Annotated in this window: 22 protein-coding genes and 2 pseudogenes; 7 read left to right on the top strand and 17 right to left on the bottom strand. The window is 59.1% G+C overall.

Annotated features, from left to right (window positions below):
• Nucleotides 1–279: 279 nt before the first annotated feature.
• Nucleotides 280–1,794, bottom strand: a complete 1,515-nt coding sequence (locus AVI_RS24300; RefSeq protein WP_012650613.1) for an FAD-dependent oxidoreductase — start codon at nucleotides 1,792–1,794, stop codon at nucleotides 280–282.
• A gap of 44 nt (nucleotides 1,795–1,838) precedes the next feature.
• Here AVI_RS24300 and AVI_RS24295 point away from each other — a divergent pair, with 44 nt between their 5' ends.
• Together AVI_RS24295 and AVI_RS24290 are read left to right on the top strand one after the other, a co-directional pair.
• On the top strand, nucleotides 1,839–2,336 hold the full coding sequence (locus AVI_RS24295) for a MarR family winged helix-turn-helix transcriptional regulator (RefSeq protein ID WP_012650612.1): 498 nt from the start codon (nucleotides 1,839–1,841) through the stop codon (nucleotides 2,334–2,336).
• Entirely contained in the window at nucleotides 2,333–2,620 is a 288-nt protein-coding gene (locus AVI_RS24290; RefSeq protein WP_012650611.1) for a hypothetical protein, read from the top strand. Before AVI_RS24295 ends, AVI_RS24290 begins: the two co-directional genes overlap by 4 nt.
• A gap of 569 nt (nucleotides 2,621–3,189) precedes the next feature.
• Here the strand turns inward: AVI_RS24290 and AVI_RS30725 are convergent.
• The 13 genes and pseudogenes from AVI_RS30725 to AVI_RS31900 form a co-directional block, all read right to left on the bottom strand.
• A pseudogene (locus AVI_RS30725) lies at nucleotides 3,190–3,339 on the bottom strand (MFS transporter); the annotation flags it as partial.
• A 197-nt stretch (nucleotides 3,340–3,536) separates the two neighbouring features.
• The gene (gene adhP / locus AVI_RS24285; RefSeq protein WP_041699355.1) at nucleotides 3,537–4,565 is read right to left on the bottom strand and encodes an alcohol dehydrogenase AdhP; all 1,029 of its coding nucleotides are present in this window, start codon (nucleotides 4,563–4,565) and stop codon (nucleotides 3,537–3,539) included.
• Nucleotides 4,566–4,576: 11 nt separating this feature from the next.
• Nucleotides 4,577–5,968 (bottom strand): NAD-dependent succinate-semialdehyde dehydrogenase, encoded by a 1,392-nt coding sequence (locus tag AVI_RS24280; RefSeq protein WP_012650609.1) that lies wholly within the window; start codon nucleotides 5,966–5,968, stop codon nucleotides 4,577–4,579.
• Nucleotides 5,969–6,009: 41 nt separating this feature from the next.
• Nucleotides 6,010–7,443 (bottom strand): NAD(P)(+) transhydrogenase (Re/Si-specific) subunit beta, encoded by a 1,434-nt coding sequence (locus AVI_RS24275; protein ID WP_012650608.1) that lies wholly within the window; start codon nucleotides 7,441–7,443, stop codon nucleotides 6,010–6,012.
• A 3-nt stretch (nucleotides 7,444–7,446) separates the two neighbouring features.
• Nucleotides 7,447–7,755, bottom strand: coding sequence for an NAD(P) transhydrogenase subunit alpha part 2 (locus tag AVI_RS24270; RefSeq protein WP_012650607.1), 309 nt, complete (start codon nucleotides 7,753–7,755; stop codon nucleotides 7,447–7,449).
• Nucleotides 7,752–8,894 (bottom strand): NAD(P) transhydrogenase subunit alpha, encoded by a 1,143-nt coding sequence (locus AVI_RS24265; RefSeq protein ID WP_012650606.1) that lies wholly within the window; start codon nucleotides 8,892–8,894, stop codon nucleotides 7,752–7,754. The genes AVI_RS24270 and AVI_RS24265 overlap by 4 nt, the downstream gene beginning before the upstream one ends.
• Before the next feature lie 620 nt (nucleotides 8,895–9,514).
• Complete coding sequence (locus AVI_RS24260; protein ID WP_012650605.1) at nucleotides 9,515–10,639, bottom strand: ABC transporter permease; 1,125 nt, start codon at nucleotides 10,637–10,639, stop codon at nucleotides 9,515–9,517.
• Between the two features lie 2 nt (nucleotides 10,640–10,641).
• Complete coding sequence (gene rbbA, locus AVI_RS24255; RefSeq protein ID WP_012650604.1) at nucleotides 10,642–13,383, bottom strand: ribosome-associated ATPase/putative transporter RbbA; 2,742 nt, start codon at nucleotides 13,381–13,383, stop codon at nucleotides 10,642–10,644.
• Between the two features lie 2 nt (nucleotides 13,384–13,385).
• Entirely contained in the window at nucleotides 13,386–14,372 is a 987-nt protein-coding gene (locus AVI_RS24250; RefSeq protein WP_197522889.1) for an HlyD family secretion protein, read from the bottom strand.
• Nucleotides 14,373–15,017: 645 nt separating this feature from the next.
• Nucleotides 15,018–15,479 carry a transposase gene (locus tag AVI_RS29350; protein WP_139192264.1) on the bottom strand — a complete coding sequence of 154 codons (462 nt, stop codon included), beginning with the start codon at nucleotides 15,477–15,479 and terminating at the stop codon, nucleotides 15,018–15,020.
• 45 nt (nucleotides 15,480–15,524) lie between these two features.
• Entirely contained in the window at nucleotides 15,525–16,082 is a 558-nt protein-coding gene (locus AVI_RS29345) for an IS110 family transposase (protein ID WP_012650602.1), read from the bottom strand.
• 268 nt (nucleotides 16,083–16,350) lie between these two features.
• Nucleotides 16,351–17,418: an IS110 family RNA-guided transposase gene (locus AVI_RS24235; protein ID WP_041699425.1), complete on the bottom strand. Its 1,068-nt coding sequence runs from the start codon at nucleotides 17,416–17,418 to the stop codon at nucleotides 16,351–16,353.
• 299 nt (nucleotides 17,419–17,717) lie between these two features.
• A pseudogene (locus AVI_RS31900) lies at nucleotides 17,718–18,525 on the bottom strand (LysR family transcriptional regulator).
• A 93-nt stretch (nucleotides 18,526–18,618) separates the two neighbouring features.
• On the opposite strand from AVI_RS31900, the gene AVI_RS24225 reads away from it, so the two are divergent.
• Together AVI_RS24225 and AVI_RS24220 are read left to right on the top strand one after the other, a co-directional pair.
• The gene (locus AVI_RS24225; protein WP_012650600.1) at nucleotides 18,619–19,551 is read left to right on the top strand and encodes an NAD-dependent epimerase/dehydratase family protein; all 933 of its coding nucleotides are present in this window, start codon (nucleotides 18,619–18,621) and stop codon (nucleotides 19,549–19,551) included.
• Nucleotides 19,548–20,288: an SDR family NAD(P)-dependent oxidoreductase gene (locus AVI_RS24220; RefSeq protein WP_012650599.1), complete on the top strand. Its 741-nt coding sequence runs from the start codon at nucleotides 19,548–19,550 to the stop codon at nucleotides 20,286–20,288. The genes AVI_RS24225 and AVI_RS24220 overlap by 4 nt, the downstream gene beginning before the upstream one ends.
• Nucleotides 20,289–20,412: 124 nt before the next feature.
• Here AVI_RS24220 and AVI_RS31895 read toward each other — a convergent pair whose 3' ends face one another.
• From AVI_RS31895 to AVI_RS24205, 3 genes are all read right to left on the bottom strand, one after another.
• Nucleotides 20,413–20,706 (bottom strand): transposase, encoded by a 294-nt coding sequence (locus AVI_RS31895; protein WP_071203763.1) that lies wholly within the window; start codon nucleotides 20,704–20,706, stop codon nucleotides 20,413–20,415.
• Between the two features lie 320 nt (nucleotides 20,707–21,026).
• Nucleotides 21,027–21,722, bottom strand: coding sequence for an aspartate/glutamate racemase family protein (locus AVI_RS24210; RefSeq protein WP_012650598.1), 696 nt, complete (start codon nucleotides 21,720–21,722; stop codon nucleotides 21,027–21,029).
• Between the two features lie 761 nt (nucleotides 21,723–22,483).
• Nucleotides 22,484–23,581, bottom strand: a complete 1,098-nt coding sequence (locus tag AVI_RS24205) for a GntR family transcriptional regulator (protein WP_049777456.1) — start codon at nucleotides 23,579–23,581, stop codon at nucleotides 22,484–22,486.
• Nucleotides 23,582–23,700: 119 nt separating this feature from the next.
• On the opposite strand from AVI_RS24205, the gene AVI_RS24200 reads away from it, so the two are divergent.
• From AVI_RS24200 to AVI_RS24190, 3 genes are all read left to right on the top strand, one after another.
• On the top strand, nucleotides 23,701–24,915 hold the full coding sequence (locus AVI_RS24200; protein WP_041699351.1) for an ABC transporter substrate-binding protein: 1,215 nt from the start codon (nucleotides 23,701–23,703) through the stop codon (nucleotides 24,913–24,915).
• 70 nt (nucleotides 24,916–24,985) lie between these two features.
• Nucleotides 24,986–25,858, top strand: coding sequence for a carbohydrate ABC transporter permease (locus tag AVI_RS24195; protein ID WP_012650595.1), 873 nt, complete (start codon nucleotides 24,986–24,988; stop codon nucleotides 25,856–25,858).
• Nucleotides 25,855–26,733 (top strand): carbohydrate ABC transporter permease, encoded by an 879-nt coding sequence (locus tag AVI_RS24190; protein WP_012650594.1) that lies wholly within the window; start codon nucleotides 25,855–25,857, stop codon nucleotides 26,731–26,733. The genes AVI_RS24195 and AVI_RS24190 overlap by 4 nt, the downstream gene beginning before the upstream one ends.
• Nucleotides 26,734–26,735: the final 2 nt, after the last annotated feature.

The following is a 26,735-nucleotide window of genomic DNA, read 5'->3' as shown; positions in this document are numbered from 1 at the left end:
CAATATCGAGCCACCATCCTGAGGCGGCCACGCGCGGAACTCGTAGACAAGAGCGAACCTCGCGTCAGTCGATATCCGCTGTAAGGCCCAGTTTGTGGAATCGGGCCGATGACAGTTCACGACCCCAACCGAATTTTAGAAGGTCGGTTTAGCGGATAGTGGCTGTGGTGGCGCCCCCGGGTGGGGTTTTTGCACAGCCTGGCGGCAGGCTGTGCAAAAACGTAGTGACGAGAACTCGATGAACCGGCACGTCGCCTAGCCCTTGAGCCGTGGCGGCATTCATGACACATCGCCTGGGCGGAGGCCGAGACCCACCGACTGCAGATACATCTCCAGCGCCGTGATTTCTTCCGAGGACACGATGGCGCCGACATAGCCGTCGGGCCGGATCAGCACCCAGTTGCCGGCTGTGAGGGCATAGGCGTCTTGAAAATGCCCCACATCGTCGACGAGGTCGCCATGCGGGCCGATGGTGTGGATGTGCAAACCCCGCCGCGGCGAGACGAGGTCGCGCGCTACCTCATAGCCCATCAAGGTCCACTGCGGACCTTGGAAGAGATCGAACAGCCGCGTCGGTTGACCGGCGGCGCCACGCAGCGGCGCATCGGGCGCACGATCGCCCGCGAGAAGAGCGCCGCTTCGCTCCGGACTCTCCAGCGCGAGGGAAGACTCGGGATAGCCGATATCGAGCTGATGCACCTCGCGGCCACGCCGCATCTCGCCGCGCTTGATGGCGTCAAGCAACTTCGTGGCGAGGCCGAGCATGGCGGCCGCGACGGGCCGGCGTTCCTCTTCGTAGCTGTCGAGCAACGCGGCCGGCGCGCCGGTCGCGACCGCCGCCAGCTTCCAGCCGATATTGTAGGCGTCCTGAACGCTGGTATTGAGACCCTGCCCACCGGTTGGCGGATGAATATGCGCCGCGTCGCCGACGAGCAACACGCGATCGACACGATAACGATCGGCGAGTCGGGCATTCATGTGAAAGGCCGACGCCCACGACACCGACTGAATGCGGATATCGTTCCGGCCGGTGCGCGCAGCCACCAATGCGGCCAGGCCCTCGGCGGAAAGATCGACATCGCCTTCCAATGGGATCGGCCCCTGTATTTGGAACATGTCGGTGCCGGCGAGCGGGCAGAACGATAGTTGCCGTTCCATGTCGCCCTCGGCGAAACGATGCCAGACGTCCCGGCTGAGCCCTGTCAGGGCGACATCGGCGACGATGGCGCGAACGCCGAGCGTCTTGCCGGGAAAGCCGATATCGAGAGCTTGGCGCACGAAGCTGCGACCGCCGTCGGCGCCGACGAGCCAGCGCACCCGGACGGTCTCCTTGCCGCGCTTGCCCGTCAGGTGCGCCGTCACACCGTCAGCGTCCTGTTCAAAGCCGGCCAACTCACAGCCGAACACCGGCCGATGCCCGAGCTCGTGCAGGCGCTCACGCATCACGGCTTCGGTCAGGAATTGCGGGACCATCAGGGCCAGATGGTACGGCTCCGCTGGCGTCGATTCTGCGGGCTCTACGACATCGGAATCAGTAAAGCTTCCGTCGGCGTGATACTCCCGCTGCTTTGTGTAGAAACCGCCGGCCGCGACCACGCGGTCGAGAACGCCGAGATCCTCGAACACTTCCTGGGTACGTGGCTGGATGCCCTTGCCGCGCGAGCCGCGGAATGGATCGTCCAGCTTCTCGATCAACCGGAAGGAAGTACCTCTACGCGCCAGATCAATGGCGAGAGTCAGCCCGGCCGCTCCCGCGCCGCAAATCAGCACCTCGGCTGCAAATTGCTCTGTCATTATCAACTCCATATGTGTAATATGCATATAACTGGAGGATCGGCATGAAGTCAACAAAGAAAGTGCAAACTACACATATTAGCAGCCGGCTGCGCGAACTGCATGGCGCATTGATCGACATCGTCAGCATCATGAACCGTCCCCAACGTGACGAGGCTATGGTCCGGGCGGCGGGCATTTCGCTCGACCGCGCATTGTTCCCGCTACTGGTCATGGTGGAGCGGCTCGGTCCGATCGGCGTCGTCGATCTCGCCGACCGTGTAGGGCGCGATTACACCACCGTCAGCCGCCAGGTCGCCAAGCTGGACAGCCTTGGCCTGATCGAACGCCGGGGGAGCGCCGCTGATGGTCGAGTTCGCGAGGCAACGATATCGCCGCAGGGCAAGACCATGACCGACCGCGTCGATCAGGCACGCGACAAGATGGGGCAAGCGATCTTCGCCAGTTGGGACTCGGCGGACGTTGAGGACCTCGTGCGGCTCATGCGCAAGTTCGCGGACGATATCAACAACGCTTCCGTGGATCCGGAAGGCGACCAATGACGGACATTGAAGGTGCAGATCGCCGCAAGGCAGCCCGTTTGCCCTTCGGAGATTATGTCGAGCCCGATGCGTTGGTCCGCGCCGTCGATGCCTTCGTGGACACGCGCAGGGTTGCTGCCGCGACCGGGCAATCCGCGCACCATCCCGGCGAAATGATTCGCCTTCATGTGGGGGTATCTCGATCAATCCAGTCATTTGGAGAAGGCTTGCCTTCGCGATTTCGAGGCACTGTGGCTGATGCGGCTCACACGAGACTACCGGACAATTGCGGTTTTCAGGCATGACAATCCGACCCAGTTACTAGCTGGCGAAACACCCTTGACATCGGCCTTCGGAAGCAACGGTCCATCTGCGCAGCCAGACTGGGAATAGCCCTCTCGACCAATCGCAAGAATCGGGTGTTGCGTGCCCCTGCAACACGCTACAGCCCGCCACGCTACGCGAAACTACGATCGCTAACTCCCCGTCAAAAAAGACAAAAATCCAAATTCGCCAGGTGCAAAACAGGCGTGAGCGGAAGATTTTGAGAGCGTCCGGCCTGAGGGTGGTTAAATTGCTGCGAGCGCAAAGTCCGGATTGAAATCCTTGAAATCATCAGGATGCCGTGACCCAACGCGTTACTCGAGCTGAGAAGATAGAGATCGATCACCCGCTGCGATGTCGTGGAGGAAAGGGCTTCCTACGTCGGATGTTCTACAAACCTCTCGAACATGCCTTCCTCGAATCTCGGGAAAATTGGAACTGTTGTTCCCGGCCAATTGGAAGTTAACGACCCGCTGATTGGAACTTGCAAGTTCGCAATCTGGAAAGGGGAGCGCCCTCCTTCACCCAGGCTGCCGTGGCGCGGCTTCCTTCAAGTCGTGCCAGGCTGTTCCACCGCTTCGTAGCGAGCCCGGCCCAGGCTGACCAGGCTGGCAATTGCCGCGCAGCCGGCAGACATGACGATCGCAAATCCCACCGCGGCCTGGAGCGGCAGCGTTGCGAAGATGATCGACATAAAAATTCGGTCATGTACATCTCCATGCGGCCCGATGAACTGGTCGACAAGGGGGGGCGGCTCTTTGATGCGAACAGCTCGACGTAAGCGCCGGTACATAGGAGCTGCGAGAAATCCAAATTGACATAAGGGCGCCGTTTCGTGAACCACGGGCTTGTTTGATGGTCCGCGAGGGGGCGGGACTACGGCTTGTGGCAGGTCAGCTACTTCTCGAAGTCGATGACGATCCGGCCCTGAATGTCACCATGATGCATCCGCGAGAAGATGTCGTTGATGTTCTCGAGCCGTTCAGTCGCAATGGTTGCCTTGACCTTGCCTTCTCCGGCGAAGTCGAGCGCTTCCTGGAGGTCGAGCCGCGTGCCGACAATGGAACCGCGGACCGTCACGCCGTTCAACACCGTGTCGAAGATCGACAGCGGGAAGTCTCCCGGCGGCAGACCGTTCAACGATACAGTCCCGCCACGACCGACCATGCCAAGTGACTGCTCGAAGGCTTTTGGGGAAACCGCGGTTACGAGAACGCCCTGGGCACCGCCGACTTCTTTCTTCACGAAGGCTGCCGGATCGTCTTTCCTTGCGTTAACAGCAAGCGATGCACCAAGCCGTTTTGCAAGGTCGAGCTTGGCATCGTCGATATCGACCGCGATGACATTGAGCCCCATGGCCTTGGCATATTGTACGGCCAAATGCCCAAGACCACCGATGCCTGAGATGACGACCCAGTCGCCAGGCTTGGTATCCGTCACCTTGAGGCCCTTATAAACGGTCACCCCGGCGCAAAGGATGGGTGCGATATCGACGAAGGACACATTATCTGGCAAGTGGCCGACATAGTTGGGATCCGCAACGACATATTCAGCAAAGCTGCCGTTGACCGAATAGCCGGTGTTCTGTTGTTCCTCGCACAACGTTTCCCAGCCGCCGAGGCAATGCTTGCAATGACCACAGGCGGTATAGAGCCACGGCACGCCTACCCGGTCGCCTTCCTTGACGTGGCAGACGCCGGAGCCAACCGCCACGACATGGCCGACACCTTCATGCCCGGGGATGAAGGGCGGTTTCGGCTTGACCGGCCAGTCGCCCTCGGCGGCATGCAGATCGGTGTGGCAGACCCCGGTGGCGGCGATCTTGACCAGAATCTGGCCGGCGCCCGGCCGGGGTACGGTCACCTCCTCGATAACAAGTGGCTTGCCGAACTCGCGGACGACGGCCGCTTTCATGGTCTTTTCCATGGAATTCTCCTTCAGAACCGAGCGTCTATATCGACGACGTCGATGAGCTTGTGGTTGACGAACTCCTTGAGACCGAGGCCCAGGAGCTCGCGGCCATAGCCGGAGCGCCGGACGCCGCCAAAAGGCAAATCCGCCTCGACTTTGGTCGGATGATTGACGAACACCATGCCGGTGGAGATGCGCTTGGCAACCTCGGCGCCATTCTTCGTGTCGGAGGTGAATACCGAACCACCAAGACCGAATGGCGAATCATTGGCGATGCGCACCGCATCCTCCTCGTCCTTCGCCCGGAACAGCATGGAGACGGGACCGAAGAACTCCCAATAGCGTGCCGGGTTGTCCTCGCCGATTTCGGTAAGGATAGTCGGCTGCACGAAGGCGCCCTGGTTGGGGACCGGCGGTCCTACGTCCTCGGCCTTGGCGCCATGGGCGACAGCTTGGCGGATCTTTTCCTTTATGTCGTCGGCCGCTCCTTGCGAGGAGAGCGGTGCAAGCGTCGTCGCGGGGTCGAAGGGATCGCCCGCTTTCAGACCGGCCACGCCTTTGCGATAGCGGTCGAGAAATTCGTCGTAGACGGTGTCGACGACGATCATGCGCTTGGAGGAGACACACACCTGGCCGCCGTTCCAGTGACGGCCGAAGACCGCCCACTTGACTGTCTTTTCCATGTCTGCGTCGGCTAGAACGACAAAGGCGTCGGCACCGCCGAGCTCCATGGTGGATTTTTTCAGCGCTTTGCCGGCCTGGGCCGCGACGATGGAGCCCGCATCTTCCGAACCCGTCAGAGCCACGCCATGGACGCGCGGATCATTGATGATCATCTCGACCTGGGCGCGCGTCGCATAGAGATTGGTGAAGGCGCCTCGCGGCAACCCGGCCTCATGCATCAGCTTTTCGAACGCCGCCGCGCTCTGCGGCACGTTCGACGCATGTTTCAGAAGCATGGTGTTGCCTGCAGACAGCTGCGGGGCAATGATGCGGGCAATCTGGTAGTAGGGGAAATTCCAGGGTTCGATCGCGAGCAGCACGCCGAGTGGCTCGCAAACGATGACGGCCTCGCCTTCGGCGGGATCCGCTACGGTTAGCTTTTCCGGGGTGAGAAGTCGTTCGGCATTGTGCATGTAATATTCGAAGATCTTTGCCGACAGTTCGACCTCGGCTTTTGCTTCGCTGAACAGCTTGCCCATTTCAAGCGTCAGAAGCTTTGCATACTCATCAGCGTCCTTGCGCAGCAGGTCGGCCGCCTTTTGTAAAACGGCGCCACGCTCGGTGAATGATGCCTCGCGCCAGGACAGGAAGGCCGCATGAGCCGCGTCGATCGCCTGCGCCACCTCTGCATTGGTGGCGGACGGAAACGTCTTCAGGACCTCACCCGTATAGGGATAAGTGGTTGCATAAGTCATGTCTTTCTCCTTTCCTGAATGGAATTGAGGAGCCGCCGCTCTCAGGCCGCGGCAAGCTCCTTGATCGATTGAACCATCTGCGTCAGCACAGCCTGGGCGTCGCCGTAGACCATGTTGCAGTTGTCGGCATAGAACAGCAGGTTCTCGACGCCGGCATATCCTCGGCCTTGGCCCCGCTTGATGACATAAACCTGATGGGCCTTGTCGACGTTCAGGATCGGCATGCCGTAGATCGGTGAGCTCTTATCGGTGCGGGCGGCGGGATTGACGACGTCGTTGGCGCCGATGACCAATGCGGCATCGGTCGTGGCAAAGGCATCGTTGATGTCTTCCATGTCGAAGATGATGTCGTAGGGGACGCCAGCCTCGGCGAGCAGCACGTTCATGTGCCCCGGCATGCGGCCGGCAACGGGATGCATGGCGAACTTGACGTCGACACCCCCGGCCTGAAGCAGCTTGACGAACTCGTAGAGCTTCTGCTGTGCCTGGGCGACCGCGAGCCCGTACCCGGGAATGATGATGACCGACGAGGCGTAATGCAGGGCCGTCGCGGCATCGCTAGCATTCGCCGGCTTCACGCTCCCGGCGACCTCGCTGCTGCCTGCAACAGGCGTTTCGCCAAAATTGCTGAACAGCACGTTCGACAAGGACCGGTTCATCGCCTTTGCCATGAGAACCGTCAACAACGTGCCGGCGGAGCCGACCACCATGCCGGCGATCATCAGGGCGGGATTGGCGAGCGCGTAGCCCTCGAGACCGACGGCCAGCCCAGTAAAGGCATTGTAAAGCGAGATCACCACCGGCATGTCGGCGCCGCCGATGGGTAAGGTCATCAGCACGCCGAAAGCGAGCGCGGCGACGAAGAACAGCACCGCCACGAGGGGTGCTGCGGCGCCACCCGCACCGTTCATGATCGCAAGAGCAGCGAGGCCCAGAGCGACAAGGAAAACGCCGCCGTTGAGGACTTGCTGACCGGGAAACCGCCATGGCTTGTCGACCCTGCCGTCGAGCTTGGCCCAGGCAATGATCGAACCGGTCAGAGAGACCGACCCGATCAAAGCGCCGGCGAGTGTCGCGCTGGCCAGCACCATGGTCTGTGGATCACCCCGGATGATCTCGGCTGCGGCAATCGCGGCCGCCGCGCCACCGCCCATGCCGTTATAGAGCGCCACCATCTGGGGCATGCCGGTCATGGCGACCTTGCGGCCGCTCCAGAAGGCCCAACCGCCGCCGATAGCCAGCGCGATCAGTGCAAGTGCCAGATTGGACATGAAACGGGCCTCGGCTTGCGGTTCCAGTCGCGCCAGCACGAGAAACGCGGAAAGCACGGCGACCAGCATGCCGATCCCGGCGATCTTGATGCCCGCCAGCGCTGTGACCGGCGAAGACATGCGCTTCAGGCCGAAGATGAACAGGGCGGCGGCGGCAAGGCCGCTTATGCCCTCGAGAGGTACCAGAAGAAAGGCGAGCGACATGGGTCAGCCTCCCTTCGGGCCGCTGGCGCGGAACATTGCCAGCATGCGATCGGTCACGACATAGCCGCCTGCCGTGTTGGCGGCGCCCAGCATGACCCCAAAGAAACCGATGATCTGCGTTTGGATGCTGGTGGCGGTAAGCAGCGTATGCAATGCGCCCACCACGACGATGCCGTGGATGAAGTTCGATCCCGACATCAGCGGTGTGTGCAGGATGGAGGGGACGCGGCTGATTACCTCATAACCGGTAAAGGCGGCAAGCATGAAGATGTAAAGGGCGATCAGCCAGGTCAGCGTAACGTCGGCACTCATGCGACCTTCTCCTCGGTAGCTTCGGCCGCCATGCGGGCGGCAGCGTTGCGAATGACGCCGTCATGGGTGAGCACGGTGCCGGCGACGATCTCGTCGTCGAAGTCGAGATGCACGGCGCCATCCTTGACGATCAACTGGACGAAGTGGAACAGGTTCTTGGCATAGAGTTCGCTGGCATGCTGGGCGAGCATCGAGGGCACGTTCAGGGGGGCGAGAATGGTGGCGGGTCCGGCTGTGACGGTTTCGCCAGGGCGCGTGCCTTCACAGTTGCCGCCGCCTTCCGCGCCAAGATCGACGATGACGGCGCCAGGCTTCATGGCTGCGATTTGTGCAGCCGTGATGAGCTTGGGGGCCGGACGGCCGGGAACCGACGCCGTGGTGATGATCATGTCGGCCTCGACGATATGCTTGTCGAGTGCCGTCTGAGCCTTGGCCTTTTCCTCGGCCGTCAACTCACGGGCATAGCCGCCTTCGCCACGGGCATCGACGCCCGTTTCGACGAACTTCGCACCAAGCGAAAGGGCTTGTTCCTTGGTCTCCGGCCGGACGTCATAGCCTTCGGTGATCGCACCAAGGCGATGAGCCGTTGCAAGCGCCTGAAGCCCGGCGACGCCGAGACCCAACACCAGCACTTTGGCGGCGCGTAGCGAACCGACCGCGGTCGTCATCATCGGCAGAATGCGGGGCATATGAACGGCGCCAAGCAACAGCGCGTAATAGCCGGCGAGTGCGGCCTGGCTCGACAGCGCGTCCATCGCCTGCGCCCGGCTAATGCGCGGAATCTGCTCCATTGCGAAACTGGTGATCTTGCCATCCCGAAGCGTTCTGACGAGATCGGGTGACGTCTCGCCATAGATGAACGATATGAGCACCGCGCCTGGTTTCATCAGCGTCACCGCCTTAACTGACGGGGGCTGCACGGCAAGTACGATATCGGCATTGCCAAGAAGCGTTTGCTGATCGTCTTCGATTCGGCAGTCAGCCAAGGTGGCATCTGAAAAGGTTGCGGCCGCGCCGGCGCCGGTTTCGATCCGGACATCGGCGCCGAGTGGCTTGAGCCGTGAGGCGACGGACGGCGCCAGTGCGACCCGCTTTTCCCCTTGGCGCGTTTCTCGGAGGACGGATAAAATAAAGGCCATAATTAACTGGCTCCTGACTATGGATGCCGATTTCGCGGCTGCGATCGAGCACCACTATTTGGCCAGACGAGAACAGTCGCATTGATCAAGCTCAATTAGCTGAACCAGCCTCGTCGCCATTGTGCGATGTGAACGTGATCTCGATCGAGCCATCGTCGAGTAACTCAGCATGCCTCAGCGCCCCGGGACTTTGTCAGTCTCGTCAAATCCAGAGCATGAGAAGGAAAAGGCGGATCGTACATAGCTTAAATCAAGCCCCCGCTTGCATCGCGCCGAGGGCCATTTTGCTTTGACCGTCTGCCCGATGGCGTTGGCGCTGGCCCAACCAGGTCGAGATAGTTCGTCCAGAGGACGGTCTTGACGATCTCTCAGCCACCCTCAGGCTGCAGTCTTAAGCCGCGCTCGTGGTGACACCGTCATCAGTTTAGGCAACCGGCCGCGATCAGATCCAAGGTAAACTCGGGCCTCTTCTTCTTTGGAAACTAACCACTCTCATGTTCGCCTTTATAAGTCGCAGGAATAGAAAATCCTTCGCCCGGTCACTCGGGCGTTGCGTTTGGTGTGAATGCATCCTTATCGCATTGAGAGCCGATGCTCTTGTCGCGGCGTGTTCCCGACGCTTAGCGCGTGGCCGCCACCGAGCGCCGGAAGGCAAGAAGGCTTGCGGTGAGGAAGGTCAAACCCATTACCAATACGGTCGCGAACTCCTTCCACACGGTCGCGAAATCAGCACCCCGATAAACAATCGCCTGCATGAAGCTGATGTAGTGGCGCGACGGAAGCAACCACGTCACATACTGAATCCATTGCGGTTGGCTCTCCACCGGAGACATACCGCCGGACAACATCATGATGGGCATGACCGTCATGATCATGAGCAGCGCAAATTGGGCCATAGTGCGCGCCAACGTGCCGAGGAAAATACCGATGGCGGATGCAGCGAATACGTAGATTGCGGTGCCAAGAAAGAGCAGGGCGTGCGAGCCGGCGACGGGAACGTCAAGCGCGCCCTCGACGATGAACAAAAGCGAACAAGCGAACGCGACGAGGATGACAAGTCCGTTCGACCAGACCTTGGCGAGCGCGATTTCGACCGCAGTGATCGGCATGACCAGCAGATGCTCGATCGTGCCATGCTCGCGCTCACGCAGAAGGGCTGCGCCGGTGAGGATGATGATCAGCATTGACAGTTGATCCGTGAGGCTCACGATCGCCCTGAACCAGGATTGTGTGCCGTTGGGATTAAAGGCGCGGCGAATGACGAGATTGGAGGAAAGGCCGGTCGTCTGTTCATATTCGTTGCGGAGTCGTTTTACGGCAGCGGTCACGTAATTCTGAATGTAGCTGGACCCGAGCCCCGCCTGCTGGGAGGCCGTCGCATCCACAAGCAGTTGAACATCGGTGTCGCGTCCGCGTATCGTGTCCTTTTCAAATCCCGGCGGAATAACGAGGATAAAGGTGTAGTCCCCCTCGTCCATCGCCCGGTCGATATCGGCTGCTCTGATTGTTTTGACCAGTTGGAAGTAGGGCGGCGCAAATTGCTCCGCGATCGAGCGGGACAGCCGAGAGTGATCTTCGTCGACAAAAGCGATTGCCGCGTTGTTGACGGTTTCTCCGCCGCCGCTCGCTTGCGTGTAGATGCTGAAACCGAAGGACCAGATGATGAAGAGGATCATCATCATGTCCTTAGCAAGCGTCCGCAGTTCCTTGATTCCGAGCCAGACTATGGTGGATAGGCTTATCATGCCTATTTCTCCTGCTTCTTCAGGAAGAACAGGGAGAGCACGAGGAAGGCCGGCGCAAACAGGGTAAGCAGGAGCAGGTCCTTGGAGAGGTCGCCGAAGCCGAGCCCCTTGGTGAAAGCGCCGACGCTGATCTGCATGTAATAAGATGTCGGCCACAGATTGCCCATCAGCCGCGCGGCGCCTTCAAGGGTCGAAACCGGCTGCATCATTCCCGAGAACTGCATGGTCGGCAGTAGCGACAGCACCGCCGCCGCGAAGACGGCGGCGACCTGGCTCTTGGTGAAGCTCGAAATGAAAAGTCCGTAGCCAGAAGCGGCGGCCGTATAGAGCAGGGCGCCCAATGTCAGCGCCACGACGCTTCCCTTGAGAGGCACGCCGAACAGCAGCCAGACGGTAATGGTCATGATCGCGAAGTTGGCCATGCCAACGCCGATATAGGGGAGTTGTTTTCCAAGCAGAAATTCGAGCCGTGTCGTCGGCGTGGCGTAGAAGTTTGCGATCGTGCCGATTTCCTTTTCCCGCGCCACACTAACCGCCATCAGGATAGCGAGGAACATCATAAGCAGCATTGCCGGCACAGATGGGCCTATTCCGTATATGCTCTCCGCTGTCGGATTGTAGCGGTAGCGGACCTGGATCGAGGTGCTTGCTTCCGATGTCGAGGGTGAACTCGACTCCCGTTCCCGCTCATCAGAGAAGAGGTTGTGTGCCTGCTCGACATAGCCCTCGATCGTAGCTGCGCGTGAGGTGTTGGCGCCATCGATCCAGGCAGACACCTGCCAGTCGTCGCCGCGCTTGACCATCCGGCCGAAGTTGGGAGGAATTTCGATGGCAAGCGTGATGTCGTTGGAGCGTAGGCGGCCTTCCAGTTCCTGGAGACTGCCAATCGCGGATTTCTCTACGAAATAATTAGAACTGGAGAAATTGGCTAGATAGGAGCGGCTTTCCGGCGTGTTGTCATGGTCGAGCGCTGCGAAGGTGAGATTGGTCACATCGTTGGACATGCCGAAGCCGAAGATCAGAAGCATGACGAAAGAGCCGAGAAAGGCGAAGGCGAGGCGGATCGGGTCACGCAACAGAGACCGGGTCTCGCATTGCGAGTATGCCAGGAGGCGCCGAAGCGGCATGTATGCAGGCTTTGCTGGAGAAAGCGGCTCTGCGCTCGCCACGATCGTTGTCGAGGGGGCCGTCGCCGGATTGGAGGACTGGGATGATTCTGCCTCCTCTATGTAGGAGATGAACGCTTCCTCCAGATTGGCGCCGCGGCGAGAGGCGATGACTGCTTCAGGTGCATCGCAGACAAGCACGCGGCCGGCATGCATCAACGAGATGCGGTCGCACCGCATCGCCTCGTTCATAAAATGCGTCGACACGAAGATCGTGACGCCTCGGTTGCGCGACAAATCGACAAGCAGCCGCCAGAATTCGTCCCGCGCCTGCGGGTCGACGCCGGAGGTTGGCTCGTCCAAAATCAGAAGTTCGGGATCATGCACGATCGCCACCGCCAGCGACAGACGCTGCCGGACGCCGAGCGGCAGCGATCCGGCCTCGGAATCGGCATAACCGGTAAGACCGGTGTCCGTCACGAGCTTCTCAATGCGGACTTTTGCGTCTGCTTCGGGCAGGTGGAACAGGCGTGCATGCAGAAGCAGGTTTTGCCGCACCGTCAATTCGCCATAGAGCGAGAAGGACTGCGACATGAAGCCCACGCGCCGGCGTATCGATAGATCGTGGGCGTCAACCAGCTTGCCGCAAACCGTGGCCTCTCCTTCGCTTGGTGCCAGAAGCCCGGTCAGCATCTTCATGGTCGTGGTCTTGCCGCAGCCGTTCGAGCCGAGAAAGCCGAAGATTTCACCCTTTTCGATCGTAAAGCTGACGCGGTCCACAGCGGTGAACTTGCCAAAACGGCAGGTCAGCTCCTTCGCCACGATGATGGGCGGTTCCGTGCTGCTGGGCCGCGGCGGGATGACCAGGGGGGCTTTCACGGTCTTCTCGCCCGCCTGGAGGGCGGTGAAGACTGCTTCGAGATCCTGCTCGCCCGTGGAGGCGCGCAATTCGGCAGGCGTACCAGAGGTGAGGATCCTGCCCTCGTCCATGGCGACGAGCCAATCGCATTCGCTCGCCTCGTCCATATAGGCGGTTGAGACGATCACGCTCATGCTTGACCGTTCGCGTCTGAGGTCGGCAATCAACGTCCAGAATTGGCGACGCGAAAGCGGGTCGACGCCCGTTGTCGGTTCGTCGAGAATAAGAAGATCGGGATCATGGATCAGGGCGCAGCAGAGGCCGAGCTTTTGCTTCATTCCCCCTGACAGCTTGCCGGCGGGACGATCCAAAAAGGCGAGCAGTCCGGTGGCGGTCGCCAGCCTCTCTGTACGAATGGCGCGCTCCTGGCTGGAGAGGCCGAACAGTGTGCCGAAAAAGGCGAGGTTTTCCGCGACGCTGATTTCCTGATAGAGGTTTTTGCCCAGGCCTTGCGGCATATAAGCGATTTGTGTGCAGACGTCGCGCCTATGGGCCGCATCTCCCATGTCGCCGCCCAGCACACGAATAGTCCCCGTCTGGATCTTGCGTGTGCCGGCGATCAGGCCGAGCAATGTCGATTTGCCGGCTCCGTCAGGGCCAATCAAGGCGACCATTTGCCCAGCCGGCAAGTCAATGGACGCGTCGCGCAGCGCCTGGAGCTTGCCGAAGTGATGGGACACGCCGGAGATCCGGGCGATTGGATCGTTCGCCGTCGCCATCGTCAATCCCCCGCGTCGATCGGATCGCCTTGGAAACGCTTTTGGAGGGAATCGGGCCAGTTGGGAGGGGTCGGGTCAAGGCGGACATAGCCAACCCCGCGCGCTCCCGTCTTCACCATTGTTATGTGGCTTTGGGTCAGACTTGGCGGGACGCGGAGCTTGAGCCTGAAGACCAGCTTGTCCCTCTCGTTGCGCGTCTCGACTTGCTTCGGCGTGAACTGGGCTTCCGGAGAGACAAAGCTGACCTTGGCGGGGATTGCGAAATCGGCACCGTCGAACTGGATGCGGGCCTGCGAACCGATAGGCACACGCATTGCCTGTTCCAGGGGCAAGTAGATTTCCATAAAGATCTCGGCGAGATCGATGATCGTGAGAACCTTGCCTCCTGCGCTCACAACCTCTCCAGGATTTGCCAGCCGATAGAGGACGCGCCCCTTCACCGGCGCCGCAAGCGCGGCATCCGCAATCTGCGCATCGATCTGGTCGATGAGCGCTTGCGCCGCATCGATAGAACGTTCGCTGGCGGTCACGCTCTTTTCCGAAGCGTCCAGAATTGCCTTTGCAGAGTCATGCTCGCTCTGCGCCTCGTCACGCTCCTTTTGGCTGATTGCGCCGTTTTGGATGGTATTGAGCGCCCGCCGCAGATTGGCTTCCTTGAGCGTGAGCTCCGCTTGCCGCTGGACGACTGTCGCCTTGGCCTCAAGCATCGATGCTTCCTGCGTTGCCAAGTCTGCTACGTATTTTGCGCGGGAGGCCTGCAATTCCGTCGTGTCGATATAGGCGAGCACCTGCCCGGGTGAAACGAGATCTCCTTCCTGTACGAGCACCTTTTGAACGCGCCCGGCAGACTTTGCAGAAATCTCGACCTGATCAGATTCGATGCGCCCGTTTCCGGAAACCAGCCCCTCCGGCAGCTGGTCTTGCCGGCTCTGCCACCAATACCAGGCACCAGTGCCCCCAGCGCCCAGGAGCAGGATCGATATCAGCAAGCTTGTTCTCACCAGAGGGAGTATGTTCATGGGCGCGACGTCTTTCCGAGAACCAGCCCGTGATGCGGGACCAGTTGACTGCAATTTGACGACATTGTTAGGTTATGCACCGCTCTCCTAATATTGATCGAAGAGCTTCTTGGAAAACCATCGGAAAGTCTTGTTAGGCTGATAAATGTCGGCACGGCATTCTCCTATAAGAGGCCGCATACTACCATCAGACCTGCAATCGCCATTGATATCGGTCAAACTGAGGAGTGTGCCGGACCGCCTGAGGGTTTATGCGATACGGATTTTGTTGGTTGATTGCGCCGGATAAAATCAGAGCGCTATGGTGTCCGGTTAGGAGGAGGATCATCTCGCGTTGGACCAGTCCGGATTGATGGCGTATGGGTTCTCTACATTTGGCTGCTGCGTCAAGAATTTTGTTCGCTTTGTCCGTGTCCAATGCGGGCTGAGGCATAACAAGCGTCCCATGGTTCTCTTCGGTGTACGGTCTGTCCCAGTCCGTCGCCACTATCCGGGGCCTTTCGCTCCACATCCAGGGGGCCGATGCATTGTATTAAACGCGGTCTTTGATCCGCATCCACCTGTCTCGCATTCGTCCGGCCCGGTCCGGTCGCTTCCCCTCATGGACATTGAGGATTATCTGCGAACGAACTCCACGATCTCGGTTTCTAAAATGCCTTGCCGCTCGGCTCGGCGCGGAAAATGATCCTCCCTTTTCCAAAGCCCCAGCAGTAGGACCGCCAATTTGCGTGCGACCGCCGTTCGTGCAGGCTTGGGACCTAGCCGTTTGGCCAGCCTCAAGCCCCAGCTCCGCAGGGCCGACGGCGCGGTCACCGTCGTCAGCAGGCAGCCTGCTGCCTCATAGAGATAGTGTCGCAACATGTCGTCCCCCTGCTTGGTGATCGAGCCCGTTACATCCCGATCACCTGACTGATACCTCTTCGGTGTCAGGCCAATGTAGGAGCCGATGGATCTGCTCTTTCCAAATCGTTGCGGGTCTTCCACCGGTGACAAGAAGGCCAGAGAGGTCAGCGGTCCAACGCCGGGCACCGACATCAGATGCCAGCACGGCTTCGATGCGGCCGCAATCTGACGCACCCTCTTGTCCAAACCGGCCAGTTCGACCTCAACCCGCAAGCGTGTCTAGAAGTGCCGCGACACCGATATAGAGCGCATCTGACGGTTGCAGGCAGACCGGACCTCCTCGTCAAACCGCTTAGCCCCGGCGCGCGCCGAGATCTTGATGCCAAACGGGCGCAAGAGACCGCGGACCTGCCCGTAAAGCTGGCGCTTCACATTGACCAGTTGCTCACGCGCGCCAAGCAAAGCCTTCAGCCGATGGCTTTCCATCGTCTTCACATGCACCGGTGAATACCAGCCGCTCGCCAACATCTCGGCAAGCGCCTGCGCATCCGCCTTGTCCGTCTTCTCAGGCCGTGCCTTCAGCGCATCGGCGGCACGCCGCGCATCCATGCAGACGACAGGAAAAACCAGATCCTTCAGTTCGTGGTAGAGCCAAGGCGTCATCGAGCCCGTCTCAAGCCCGACTTTTGCAAGATGCACTTTCCATCTCGCCAGCCGCTCGGCAATCATCGACGGCTGTGTATCCGCGATCCCGCGCCATACTACACGCCGATCCTGGTTCATAACGCAGATGTGTGTGCTCTTGAGGCTGACGTCCAATCCAACGTAATATTCCATCGCTGCTCCAATGAAAGAACACAAGGGGCGAAACGCCTTCAATTGGCGGCTTTTCCTTGGGTTCTGTTGGTTATTGACCGGCATTTTCGCCGATCGGCTAAATCTCTTCCTTCCGCGCGACAGGCATCTGCCGTTCGGTTCTTGAACCAGTCTCCAATGCGTGACCCTGATGCCTTTTTGGCTTCGGTCACAGAGTGGCGTTCGGCTCCCGGTTTCCCATTCTCCTTAAGGAGCGCAGCCCAGTCCTGCCGGGCTCGCTAGACAGCGATCAGGACAACCGGGATATCGTCGACGCGCCTTGCGTGGTGTCGGTGCCGCGCGGCTCGTAGGCGCGCTGGTCACGCAGGATCTGGAAGGCGATCGTCAAAAGCTTGCGCGCGATGGCCACGCGCGCCTTGTTGGTTCCTCTGATCTTCAGATGCTCATACTGGGCGTGAAGCTGCGCGTCGCTGGCGATGGCGGGAGAAACCGCTTCCACGAAGGCCCAGCGCAGCCACTTGTTGCCCTGCCTGATGATCTTGCCGTGGAAGGTCTTACCGCCGGAGGAATAGGTCGACGGCACAAGCCCGGCATAGGCGGCAAGCTTCTTCGGGTTACGGAAGCGCGATATATCGTCAATCTCCGCGTCGATCAGCCGGGCGAAGAACTCGCCAATGCCGGGGATCGTCTTCAATAGCTTGACGTTGGCATTGGCCTTGGTCATCGCCCGGATCGTTGCTTCCGATTGCTTGATCCGCACGTCAATGTCGCCGATGAAGTCGAGGCCACGGTCGATCTGGATGCGGTCGATCTCTGAGACGTTGACCTGCGCTAGCTGAATGCGGCCGGCCCTGCCGAACAGATCGCCGAGCTTCTTCAGCTGTGCCGTCTGCTCCGGATAGCGGTCAAACACCGTAACGACCCGGTTCTTCGTCATCGTGCGCAGCCGCACGTAGAACATCCGCTCACGCAGCGCGACGCGAAGGTCTCGCGATCTCTCGCTTGGTGCCCAGGCCTCCGGCACCAGGTCGGCGCGCAGCAGATGCGCCAAGACCGTCGCATCGATCTTGTCGGTCTTGATCTTGGCGTCGGCAATCGCCTTGACCTTCAACGGATGGGCGAGAACGACATCGTCACAAATGTCGTCGAGCCAGTCGTACATCACCATCCAGTTGCGCGTCGCCTCGACCACCGCATGCGAGTTCTCACAATACCGCTCCAAAAAGCCGCCAAGCGACTGACGGTCATTCTTCACGCGGCCAGAGCGCAGCGTTTTACCCGCCGAATCCTGCACCACCAGATGGCTGTAAGATTTGTGGTAGTCGACCCCGATATGGTATTCATAAGAGGCAGTCATGCTTCCAACTCCCTTGTTGAGATCTGCGAAACCCCAACAGGATAAGCCGAAAGGCTGGAAGCGTGACTGTCCCTCGATCATGACCTGCATTTCAGTGATCCGTTCTATCGGTGGAGGCGGACTCTTTCATGCCACCTCCTTAGCTCTTCGACAAACCAGGGCAGATGCTCTCATCCGCCGAGGGGAGCAGCAACCTCATGTATGGGATGTATTATGATGGTCCTTTGACTGGGGCGGTCGATGAGGACACGCGTGCCGCTTAAGCAGATGCAGCAGGACAGATAATTGGTTCAAGACTTTCAATCAGCAACTCCGATGGTGCTGCTCGATTTGACACAGTCTAAAAACCACCGCCCGGCTGGCCCCGGAAGAGAGTTGGTCGGATAAATTGCCTGAAACGGCATGATCCCCGCCGCCGGCCCCTCCAGTGTAATCGCGACAAGCCGGCCGGCGGTCAGATCGTCCTCCACCATCCACAGAGGCATGTGCCCCCATCCAAGGTTTGCGCGAAGCAGAGCGTGCTTAGCCCCAAGGTCAGCAAGCCGCCAGATGTTTTTTGCCTGCACGCCATAGTCGGTGCCATGCGTTATGGCTGAGCGATCCGTCAGGACCAGTTGTGTGTCATCGATGATATCCTGAAGCCTGATCGGTTGTTCCAGCCCGGCGAGCCGCGATCGCGGCGCCGTAACCGTCACGAGCGGCTCGTTGACAAGAGGCTCTGTCGAAAGCGTCGGCGGTGGGAACGGAAGCGTGCCGGTGACCCCAAGACTCCCCGGTCAGCCGCGCGTGCGGAAACATAACGTCGACGACGATCGATAGCTCCGGCTCAAGCCCGGCCGACAGGCTCTTCGCCTTGGCATTCAACCTGTCGGCCTCGAGAACGACGCGCCGGGCGTCGGCGAGAAGGTTTACGCCTTGCAGCGTCAGTTCCGGATAGCGGCCGATACGCTGGAAAAGTCGGACGCCCAGCTGTCCCTCGAGATTTGCAATGCTTTGGCTAACGACGGACTGGGCGCGGCCGAGCTGTCGTCCGGCTGCGGAGAAACTTCCGACATCGGCCGCCGCGACGAACGTACGGAGATGGTCAAGCGAAACGCCGTCGAGCATGTATCTGTTTTCCAGATGGATTCTATCCGATAATATAGGCTACAGGTCTTGATCCGCAATCTCTATCTTTTCTGCATGAAAGGAGACATTGCGCTGGCTCAGCACGTATTCATCATCGGCGCGACGGGATTTGTCGGTGGGGCAGTAGCCCGCCACTTTGTTTCGCGCCGTTTCCGGGTCACGGGTTTGGCCCGCAGCGGCGAGGCTGCAGGACGTCTGCGGGCCGCCGGCATGACGGTGCAAATCGGCGACTTGGCCGAGCGCCTGCTGACAGTGACCGAATTTGCTAGGAACGCCGATGTCGTCATGTTTGCGGCACAGGTCCCGCCTCATGTCGAGCTTGACGCTGTCAAGGCGCTATTGGACGCGCTCGATGGCAGCGGCAAAACGTTCGTTTTCCTGTCCGGCTCCGGTGTGCTGTGTCAGCGCACGCAAGGGGCATGGAGCGCCGAAAGCTTTGGCGAAGACGACCCGTTCGAACCCGAACCTTTAGCCGTCGCCCGCGTCGAGGCAGAGACGCTGGTCCGCGCCACTTCTTCACGCGGCATTCGTGGCATCGTCATGCGTCCGCCGCTCATCTGGGGACCGGAAGATCATGGCCATGTGTCGATGGTCTATCGCTCGGTCGCCGCCACAGGTGCTGCCTGCTACATCGGCGACGGCCTCGCCGCCTATTCGAATGTCCATGTCGACGATATCGCACGGCTGTTCGAACTCGCCGTCACCAAGGGTGAAGGTGGTGCCGTCTATCACGCCGCTGCCGGCGAAATCCCCAATCGCTGGATCGCAGAAGCAGTTGCCCGCGACCTCGGCTGCGAGACCCGCAATGTTTCGATGTCCGAGGCCGCCGACATCTGGGGCGAATTTGGCGCGCTGATCATGAGTGTATCGAGCCGGGTACGGGATGCGCAAACGCGCAAATCGCTCGGCTGGTCGCCGCGCCACACGGACATGTTGTCCGAAATCGGTGAGCCGCGCCTGCGCACGCTTGCCACATCATCAACCTTGGAAGGAACACAACAATGACCACACATGAAGGAAAAATCGCGATCGTAACAGGCGGCAAGCAGGGGATCGGTCGCGGCGTTGCCGATCTGCTTGCCAAGCGCGGCGCAAAGGTCGTTTTGGTCAAACGCGAAAAGGCGTCCGAAGCCGCATCGTCGATCGGCAATGGCGCGATCGCCATCGCAGCCGATGTCACGAAAGAGGCAGACTGGACGAATGTCGCAAACGAAGTCGAGGCGACCTTCGGCCGGGCCGATATCCTCGTCCATGCCGCCGGTATCTATCCAATGGCGAGCCTTGACGAAATGACCCCGGAAAAATGGCGCGAGGTCATGGCGATCAATCTCGATGCCCACCTGCTCGGTGCGCGCGCCATCGTTCCCCTGATGCGTAAAGGCGGCGGCGGCTCGATCGTGGCGATCGGCTCCGATGCCGTCGGCATGGTCACGCCGCCCGGCATGGGCTTCTCCCACTACATGACCTCGAAAATGGGTGTGATCGGGCTCGTCCGCGCGCTCGCAAACGAGCTTGCCGCCGACAATATCATCGTCAATGCGGCTCATCCCGGCATTACCGATACCGAAGGTGCCAGTGGCATGCCCAACGAGCAGAAGGCGCAGGTTTACATGCAGCAGGCAATCAAGCGCCTCGGGACACCGGCGGATATTGCCGGTCCCGTCGCTTTCCTCACCAGCGACGATGCTCGCTTCGTCACCGGCCAGACGCTCGTCGTCGATGGTGGCTGGATGCGGCTCTAGGAGGGTCCGACATGTCGCTCGAGCTGACGTCGAAGGCGCTGCGCATCGCCGATTGGACCTTCCGCATTCTCCTTGCACTGGCGTTTTTGTGCGGCGAAGCTCGCAAGCGAACCCTGGTGCGTCACTATTTTGCGCCGGGTTCGATATCGGCGGCTGCGAGCCGCGTGAGCAAAACGGCCGTTTCGGCTCGTCTGATACCGCCTGGCGGCATCCCGTCGGCGCTCGGCACGGGCAAAACGAGCACATCCTTCGGAATGGAAGGTCGACCGATCGAACGGTAGAAAGGCCTGAGCTTCTCTCTGACATCACCGAGGTCCAGGAAGCGATCGATACCACGAAGCATATGATCGCCAGGAACGTGATCATCCAGACAGAAATCGTAGAACAACTGCGCAGGCTCGTCCTGAATGCCCATCATCGCCATGCTCTCCTCTCGAAGTCACGCGACGAGTGAATCACAGCAGGGTCAGTCGATCAACCACGGATTAAATCAAGAGTATCGGCTCGTAGCTGACATCAGCTCGTTGCACAATTCGGTCGCGAAACTTCGAATCTTGCGACTAAGTATTACGACAGGCATTCATCTGATGCGTTAAAGCCGCTGGCTTTGTCGCGTATGTTAAGCAGACCGTCAGAAAACTCGAAACGATCTCGACAGGGTAGAATCTGGTTCCGCAAATTGGCATATTTTGCCATGCCTGCGCTGAGGATGGCAAGAATATAGGCGGCGGCCTAGGATTATCTTCTAATGAAATTTTCCTGAGCCGAGTTTTCGGACGCTCTGTAAGATTTTCGCGACATCATACTGGCAGCGGCGGCAAGTCCTGCTATAGGACTGCTTAGAGGCTTGGGGCCTTTGCATACTAGGTCGGATGCGCCAGCCATGGATGCTTGTGCGAGGGCAACGATGGCCGCACCTTCCCGATACGCCGTATCGGCGGCGTGTGCGATTGCCGAAAGGTAGCCGTCGCGATCGCCTGCTTTGAAACGCGCCCATGCGCCCGGTACGATCTGAACGTCATAGGGTGTCCGGGTTGGCTCGGCCACCTTGGCAAACAATCGTGCCGTCGGTTCCAAGGTTGTTTCCACGGCGCAGAGCACAACTACCTTCCCGCCTATGCCTATGGCTTCTCTGGCAAGAGCCTCATCCACTCGCAGGACCGGGACAGGCGTCCTGCCGATGAGTTCCTCGACCGAGGGTCCCAGAGTGGAGCATGTCAGGACAACTGCATCGGCGTTCTGGCAGAGCATGCGCAAAACTGAAGCCGTTTCATGCGCGATATCGCAGGTTAATCCACCGGCCTGTTCCGCCTTTTCAAGAAGGTCCGGGCGAACTTCATGTGAAAGGACACCCGTTGGAAGGTCGATCTCTTTCGCGGCAGCTTCAAAAACAGAAATATTACTCCAGGCTGTATGCAGGCAGGCTATTCGCACGACAGTCTCCAATGCGGATCAGATTCGCAAAAATCCCGATTAGGGCGAGACTTGTTTCCCGACTTTTGCGACGCCCCAGAATAGTGAGTTTTGCGGCGGCCGCAATGTCTACTGTTGGCGCATTCCGCTCAAACCGTCGCTGTCCCAACTGAACTTTAGTCTGTTTTGGACAACGATTAGCCGTAGGAATAACGACTTCCCGAGCCTAAAATTCAAGAGGGTTCAATTGGGACAGCAGCCGCTTGCGCTTACAGTGTCATTTCGCCCCCAGCCGGAACCGACCCCTTCACCCGCCCTGTGGCAACTGTCACGACAGGACGCGAGGCCCCGTCTGCGCCATAATCGCCCGGCATTCGTGTTCCGCACGGTGTGGGGCGCGGCGCCGGGTAGAATTAGCCGTTCGTTCGGCGCTGTGCCTGCCTTCATCAATCTACGGAAAGATTACGGCACGCGCTGCGGCTGCACCAGTCCTGACCTTCTCGCCCCAAAGCCGCCAGGGATACTTCTCGACGCGGCCGGCCGCCTCAGAACAACGAACTCACTGCCGAAAAAACCTCTGCGACTGTCTCAGCACCGAATAGCCGCACTTCTTAACAACCGTTCACAGCCCATTCTGGCCCCTTCCGGGACGAACGACTTCAACGCAGGAAAGATGTCCGAATTCCAATTCGACGGGGAGTTATAGTGCCGCACCAACCCGGTCTTTTGAGACGCCCTCAAAGCGCGGCGGGCTGCTTAGCAACTTGACAGTTGTCGTCACCCTAATCCGTTTTGTTGGCCGAGCCTATTCGTTGAATCGAGGAATGACTGATGTTCGTTTCTGACTCAAGGAAAACGATCATCGACGGGGCAGACGGCTCGCGCCAACGATGATGCATCAGCGTGTGAAGGCCTTTAGCTTGCGCAGCTGCGGTCGGGCCGATAATGGAGAAAAAATCATCGTGTTCGTGCCTCATGTCGGGATGGCCGAGAAGTACAATGCCGAGATCCCCTGGTAGTGAAATTCCGCCGTCGTTGAGATGGCGGCGCAAGCGCGCCCCGGATTCGACGCCCCACGCGATCAGGGCAGTGAACGGGAGCTTGCCGTCGCGGCCGCGCCGGCTCTCAATCTCTTTGGCGAGGCCCTCCTCGTAGTCTTCATGCGGAAGCTTGGAGAGTTCTATCAGGAACCGGGCTGGATCAACGCCGCGGGACGAAGAATACTCATGAAACCGTCGCTTGCCCATCGCGTTGGCTATATTTGGAAAAGCTGTCGTTGCAAACGCAATCGATTCATGGCCGGACTTTTCAAGTAACCTTAGGGCTTGGCTGATCGCGCCCCCCCATTCATGGCCGACGCAATCTACTTCCGAGCCTGTGATCCCAAGGCCATGGAAAACAATACTGTCGGCTTTGTGCTTGATCGCTGCCAACGTATCAATCGAAACCGGCTCAAAGGAGTTTTGGATAATGCAGGTGTCGAACTTGGGCATCGTCTTTAATACGGTTCTCGCATGCTCTGCGTCCGTGTATGACACCTCAAGCAGTCGGTGACCTTCGGCGGTGAGCTGCTCACGCAGATCTTCAAGCACGACCTGACCCTGTCTGATGCTGACCGATCGTCTGAGAATCAGAATGGATCGTCCTACTGAAGACGCGGTCGCACGTGTTGGCTTTTGCGACCGCCCCACAAAAAAGGTTCCGCGTCCGCCCTCCGCCTGGATCAATCTCTCCGCTTTCAGTCGCGCCAACGCTCGCTCGATCACCAGTTGGGAGCGATTGAACTGCTTCATCAACTGTCTGACGGACGGGACTTTGTCTCCGGAAAACGCTGTCCCGGCTAGATTGTGGAGGTGAGTGTACACTGCATCATCGCTCATGTTTGATACGGTATCAAAGTGTATTAATTCATGCAATCCCCGCAAGCCCGGAGGCTAGTTGACACAAAAACCGTGTAATGATAGATACACTACAGTTAATACACAGGGAGGTGTATGAAATGGCCAAGATTGGTATAGCTTTTGCCGCGGCGACGGTCGCAGCGCTTTCGATGGGAACGACTGGTCGAGCTCAGGATGCTGCCGAAGTCATGCATTCATGGACTTCGGAAGGGGAGGCGGCCGCGATTGCGAAATTCGCCGATGCGTTTAATGCCGCAGGGGGCAAGTGGATCGATATCGCCACGGCTGGCGGCAATAACTCGCGAAGTGCTGCCGTGGCTCGCATAATCGCAGGAAGTCCACCGGATGCTGCACAATTTAATACCAGCACGCAGTTCTATGATCTGGTCAGCTCGGGCAAGCTCAACAGCCTTCAAAGTTACGCGGCAAAAGGCAATTGGGAGAAGGTAATACCTGAAGCGCTTCTCAACGTCGCCAAGCGCGACGGCGAAATCTATGCGCTACCGGTCAACATGTCCGGCGTCAACTTCGTCTTCTACAGCAACAAGGTTCTGGCCGACGCTGGGATCAGCCGCCCTCCTGTTGACTGGGATGGGATGCTGGCTGCGATGGAAACCCTTAAAGGCAAGGGTCTTGTTCCTTTGGCGGTAGGCGGAGACGGCTATATTGGGCTCGTCTTCTACTCGATTTTGGCTGACTATCTCGGGACTGAACACTACAATCGTCTTTTCACCAAGCGAGATCCCACCGTTGATGAAGCAGGCATCCTGAAGACCTTCCAGACATTTGCGAAGCTCCGTGACTACACAGACAGTAACTGGTCAGGCCGTAGCTGGAACCAAGCGACGCAGATGCTGATCAATGGGCAAGCCGGCTTCCAGGTCGTCGGCGACTGGGCCAAGGCAGAGTTCATTTCGAACAAACTGACGGCGGGTAAGGAATATGGCTGCATGCTGCCCAAAGGCACTGTCATCATGGGTGGGGACGTCATCATCTTCCCCAAAAAAGGCGATGCAATTTCTCCGGCCCAAGATAAGCTTATTCAAGCCTTTGCCGACGTGAAGGCCCAGACAGAATTCAGCCTCCTGAAAGGGTCCATCCCTGCCAGAACGGACGTCAATCCGGCCGACTTCGATGTCTGCTCGCAAGCAGCATTGAAAGCCGCCTCCAGCCCCGAGACACGGTCACCTCGTCCCCGGATGGTTATCCCCTCGGATGTCGAGGGGGAGATCGAGGACATGCTTGTGGAGTTCTTCGGATCCACGATGTCGCCAGAAGAGGGCGCCGAGCAGTTCTCCGACCTGCTTCAGTGACGAGCCTGATTTTCCCATAAAGGCAATCCGGTGTCCGGCCAGTTTCAGCCGGACATGAAAAGGATATTGCATGAAGAAGCTTTCAGCGAAGCTGGCATTCAGCCCAACGATGCTAGCAGTTCTCGTCGTCTACGTCGGGTGTATCACCTGGACGGTGGTCATTTCGTTCACCGCCTCCAAACTGCTTCCTGACTATACGTTTGTTGGATTGCAGAACTACCATGACATCTTTGGTGCTGGCCGATGGATTACATCGCTTACCAACCTTGCCCTCTATGCCGTGACCTATATCGGTGGGTGCCTTTTCATCGGCTATTTCCTTGCGATTTGCATCGATCAGGGCGTAAAGGCCGAAGGGGTGTTTCGGACGGCTTTCTTGTTTCCACACTCGGTATCGTTCATCGTCACCGGTCTGGTCTGGCAGTGGCTCTTAAACCCCCAATACGGCATTCAGGACTTCATTCACAAACTCGGGTGGACCTCGTTCAGTTTCGATCCTCTGGGTGACCGTAATCTTGCCATTTTCGCGGTTGCCTTCGCCGCCATCTGGCATGGCTCGGGCTTCGTCATGGCGCTGCTTCTAGCCGGGTTGCGCGGCGTGGATAGCGAAATCTGGAAGGCGAGCCAGATCGACGGGATTCCCAAATGGCGGATGTATAAGGACGTCGTCGCCCCCATGCTCCTGCCGATCTTCGTCACCTGCTTCGTGCTGCTTTCGGCCGGTTCGATCAAGAGTTACGACGTCGTCGTGGCAATGACGGGCGGTGGCCCCGGTATTGCCACCGAAGTACCAGCGAAATTCGTCCTCGACTACATGTTCGACCGGGCCAACATCGGCCGCGCCACCGCAGGTGCAACAGTCATGCTGCTCACCGTCGGGATCATTGCCGCCCCGTGGCTGTACTACGCCAGATTCAAGAAACTGCAGAGGAGTGGCCGATGAGTGGCTCGCACGTCCGCCGCGGAAAGCCGTTCTCAGTCAAGAGGGTGGGACTTTACGCATTCCTCGTGATGGCCGCGATCTTCTTCGCCCTGCCATTGTTCGTTATGGTGACAACGTCTCTCAAGTCTTTACCCGAAATCAATTCGGGCATGATCTTTTCCCTGCCGGTAGACCCTTCGCTTGAGACCTGGTCCCGTGCATGGAGTTCGGCCTGCACCGGCCTCAATTGCCAAGGCATGCAGGTCGGGTTCTGGAATTCGGTCAAAATTCTCATTCCGTCCGTTGTCCTGTCCGTCGCCATCGGCAGCGTCAACGGCTACGTCCTTTCATTCTGGAATTTCCGGGGGGCCAACCTGGTTTTCGCGTGCTTGATGACCGGGGCTTTCGTTCCCTATCAAGTCTACATGTACCCTTTGGTCCGAATGTACGCATCAGTCGGCCTGTTTGGGACGCTGCCCGGCATAGTGTTGATCCACACGATTTTCGGCCTCCCTTCACTGACCTTGATTTTCCGCAACTATTTTGTCGGGCTGCCTATCGAACTCTATAAGGCCGCGCGCATCGACGGCGCCGGCTTCTGGCGGATCTTCGTGACGATCATGTTGCCCCTCTCAATGCCGATTCTCATCGTTGCCGTGATTTTTCAGGTCACAAGCATCTGGAACGACTTTCAGCTCGGGCTGATTTTTGCGGGCAGCAGCAACCTCCCGATGACTGTGCAACTGAACAACATCGTCAACAGCGAGTTCGGGGCAAAACAGTACAACCTCGACATGGCGGCCACACTCATCACCGCTCTGGTTCCGCTCGCCGTCTATTTTCTCTCAGGCAAATGGTTCGTCCGCGGTGTCGCTGCTGGCGCGCTGAAAGGCTGATT

It is taken from the genome of Allorhizobium ampelinum S4 (genome assembly GCF_000016285.1).
Classification (GTDB): Bacteria; Pseudomonadota; Alphaproteobacteria; order Rhizobiales; family Rhizobiaceae; genus Allorhizobium; species Allorhizobium ampelinum.
This window is presented reverse-complemented; position numbering and strand designations above follow the sequence as displayed.